Genomic DNA, 3249 nt, shown 5'->3' with positions numbered 1-3249 from the left:
TGAGTTCTCAAGGAACGGACGCTTCCTTTGTACTCACCCTCTCGGGCTTTCCTCCGGGCGCTTCCCTTCGGTCTTGCGTTTCCGACTCTATCAGACCCTTTCGGACCCGATTCCCTGTCGGCGGGATTTGCTTCAAGGCCCTGGCTTTCGCCTGTCGGCCTTTCGACATTCACTACGTTAGCCGATTCCCGAGCCAGCTCATAATCGAGTTCCGTGAGTTCCGAATTCAGACATGCGGACATGTCGAATCGGCCCTCGCTGGAGGGAGTCGTAGGTAGTGGTTTGGCCGCTTCCGGCTGCTGGCGAACGCCGTACCCGGGTCAAGCGGCTCGGGCTACGTTACGCACCTCCGCAAGGTGCGTCAACTTCGGCGACGCCTGGGGACGTGGGCGCGGTAGGGGCTCACCGTCGGGTCGTCAGCGATCCAGAAACGCCAGGGGTGCACGCCTCCGTCGCCGGCCACTCCGGTGCGGGGGCCGTTGAGTACCTGGTCGGACGCTACGGGCGTGCCGGCCAGCACCCGCAGCGGTGTGTCCCCGGCAGCGCAGGCGTCCGTGCCGTTCAGGGCCCGGTCCACGTCCAGTCCCGTGGCCAGGCGGGCCGGTCCTTTGGCCAGTTCCTTGTCATTTCGGGCCGAGAGTCGACGTTTGCGGGCCAGCTCGGCGCCCTCGACGATCTCTCCGGCGCGGAGCAGTACGGCGCTCGCCCTGCCCTCCGGGCCGCACACCAGGTTCATGCAGAACCACATGCCGTAGGTGAAGTAGACGTACACGTGTCCGGGCGGACCGAACATCACGTCGTTGCGGTCCGTACGGCCGCGATAGGCGTGGGAGCCGGGGTCGTTCGGGCCGTCGTAGGCCTCGACCTCCGTGAGGCGCAGGGTGATCGGACCGTCCGGGGTGGTGCGCACGAGGAGGCGGCCCAAGAGGTCGGGGGCGACCTCCAGAACGGGTCGGTCGAAGAAGTCGCGGCTGAGGGGCGTACGGTCAAGGGTCGCGATCATGCCGTCCGAGGGTAGTGCAGACGGGTGGTCGCCACGGGGTGGTGCGGGGGCGTTCGCCTTGCCAGGGTGAGGGCGCGGAACCGGCCACGACCGGATCGCGTTTCAAGGATCAAGGATCCACACGCAGAAGCAGGACGACGGAACGGGCGGTGCCGGACGGCCCGCCCGGAGAGGGAGAGACATGGCGTTCAAGAAGCTGCTCGCGAGCCTGGGGGCCGGCGGGGCTTCGGTGGAGACGGTGCTGACCGAGGTCAACGTCGTTCCCGGTGGTGTCGTCCAGGGTGAGGTGCGGATCCAGGGCGGGTCCGTGGACCAGCAGATCGAGGCGTTGTCGGTCGGCCTGCAGGCCAAGGTCGAGGTCGAGAGCGGCGATCAGGAGTACAAGCAGGACATCGAGTTCACGAAGCAGCGGCTCGGCGGTGCCTTCGAGCTGAAGGCGAACGCGGTGCACGTGGTGCCGTTCGGGCTGGAGATCCCGTGGGAGACGCCGATCACGACGATCGACGGCCACGCGCTGCCGGGCATGCACATCGGGGTGTCCACCGAGCTGGAGATCGCCCGCGCGGTGGACTCGGGTGACCTGGACCCGGTCAACGTGCATCCGCTGCCCGCGCAGAAGGCGATCCTGGACGCCTTCATCCAGCTGGGCTTCCGCTTCAAGAACGCGGACATGGAGCGCGGCCTCATCCGGGGCACGCGCCAGAAGCTGCCGTTCTACCAGGAGATCGAGTTCCTGCCGCCGCAGCAGTACCGGGGGTTGAACCAGGTGGAGTTGAGCTTCGTCGCCGACCAGAGCGCGATGGACGTCATCCTGGAGATGGACAAGAGGCCGGGTCTGTTCAGCGAGGGCAGCGACACCTTCCGCTCCTTCCAGGTGGGTCTGAACGACTACCAGGGGACGGACTGGGTGGCGTACCTCAACCAGTGGCTGTCCGAGGTCGGCAGCAAGCGCAACTGGTTCTAGGCTCTCAAGCACTGACTCCAGAACCGATCAGGAGGTACCGAGGTGACCGAGCTCAAGAGGCGGCCGCTCCCCCACGACTTCCATCCGCCCGTGCCGTCGTTCACGGTGACGAGCGAGGACGTCACGGAGGGGGCGCCGCTCAAGGACGCTCAGGTCCACGCGGCCGGCAACACCTCGCCGCAGCTGCGGTGGGAGGGCTTCCCGCCCGAGACCAAGAGTTTCGCCGTGACCTGCTACGACCCCGACGCTCCGACGGGCAGCGGGTTCTGGCACTGGGTCGTGTTCGACATCCCTGCCTCGGTGACCGAGTTGCCGGTGGGGGCGGGCAGCGGCACGTTCGAGGGACTGCCGGAGGGCGCCGTCCAGGCGCGCAACGACTACGGCACGAAGGACTTCGGCGGTGCCGCGCCGCCGCCCGGGGACGGGCCGCACCGGTACGTGTTCACGGTGTACGCCGTGGACCAGGAGAAGCTGGGCCCGGACGCGGACGCCTCTCCCGCGTTCGTGGGCTTCAACCTCCGGTTCCACACGATCGCGCGTGCCCAGCTGATCGGTGAGTACGAGATCCCCGAACAGAGCTGAGCGAGCTCGGAGTTCACTGCACGTTTTGCCCGTCCCTGGTCTTGGAAGTGATCAGGGGCGGGCACTTTTATTTCGTTGTCCATCTCGGCGTGCCCGGCCAGAGTTGATCCCAGTCCGCCATGGGGTGGGCGGGTGCACACGGGAGGTGGGCTGGTCATGCGGGACACGTTGGTGCTGAACGCGAGCTTCGAGCCGCTGTCGACGGTGACGCTGAACCGCGCCGTCGTTCTGGTGCTGCAGGACAAGGCCGTCGTCGAGCAGTCGCACCCCGAACTGCGCATGCGCGGAGCCGCGGTCGACATACCGGCGCCCCGGGTGATCAGGCTGTGCAGGTATGTCAGGGTGCCGTTCCGAAGACAAGCACCGTGGTCGAGGCGGGGTGTCCTGGTGCGGGACCGGCACCGGTGCGCGTACTGCGGCCGGCGGGCGACCACCGTGGACCATGTGGTGCCGCGGTCGCAGGGTGGTCAGGACACCTGGCTGAACACGGTGGCCTCGTGCGCGGAGGACAACCACCGCAAGGCCAACCGGACTCCGGAGCAGGCGGGCATGCCGCTGCTGCGGGAGCCCTTCGAGCCGACTCCGGCGGGCGCGATGCTGCTGGCTCTCGGCCAGGACGACCTGGCCGCGCTGCCGCAATGGCTGGCTCAGCCCGCCGCCTAGGCCGCAGAACGGAACCGGGGCCCACCTCCGTCAGGAG

Annotated in this window: 4 protein-coding genes; 3 read left to right on the top strand and 1 reads right to left on the bottom strand. The window is 67.8% G+C overall.

Features of this window, described 5'->3' with window-relative positions:
* Positions 1 to 361: 361 nt before the first annotated feature.
* Positions 362 to 1003, bottom strand: coding sequence for a DNA-3-methyladenine glycosylase (locus tag ACWD0J_RS41110; protein WP_451500980.1), 642 nt, complete (start codon positions 1001 to 1003; stop codon positions 362 to 364).
* A 181-nt stretch (positions 1004 to 1184) separates the two neighbouring features.
* On the opposite strand from ACWD0J_RS41110, the gene ACWD0J_RS41105 reads away from it, so the two are divergent.
* From ACWD0J_RS41105 to ACWD0J_RS41095, 3 genes are all read left to right on the top strand, one after another.
* A complete protein-coding gene (locus tag ACWD0J_RS41105) occupies positions 1185 to 1967 on the top strand; it encodes a sporulation protein (protein WP_451500979.1) in 783 nt (260 codons plus the stop codon).
* Positions 1968 to 2009: 42 nt separating this feature from the next.
* Positions 2010 to 2549 carry a YbhB/YbcL family Raf kinase inhibitor-like protein gene (locus ACWD0J_RS41100; protein WP_451500978.1) on the top strand — a complete coding sequence of 180 codons (540 nt, stop codon included), beginning with the start codon at positions 2010 to 2012 and terminating at the stop codon, positions 2547 to 2549.
* 156 nt (positions 2550 to 2705) lie between these two features.
* A complete protein-coding gene (locus ACWD0J_RS41095; RefSeq protein WP_451500977.1) occupies positions 2706 to 3212 on the top strand; it encodes an HNH endonuclease in 507 nt (168 codons plus the stop codon).
* Positions 3213 to 3249: the final 37 nt, after the last annotated feature.

It is taken from the genome of Streptomyces sp. NPDC003011 (assembly GCF_053591515.1).
Note: the sequence above shows the minus strand (reverse complement) of the source record. Positions and strands in the feature narration are given on the sequence as shown.

Excerpts from the sequence above, each read along its gene's own strand:
- ACWD0J_RS41110 (WP_451500980.1), bottom strand. The coding sequence starts at position 1,003 with ATGATCGCGACCCTTGACCGTACGCCCCTCAGCCGCGACTTCTTCGAC.
- ACWD0J_RS41105 (WP_451500979.1), top strand. The coding sequence starts at position 1,185 with ATGGCGTTCAAGAAGCTGCTCGCGAGCCTGGGGGCCGGCGGGGCTTCG.
- ACWD0J_RS41095 (WP_451500977.1), top strand. The coding sequence starts at position 2,706 with ATGCGGGACACGTTGGTGCTGAACGCGAGCTTCGAGCCGCTGTCGACG.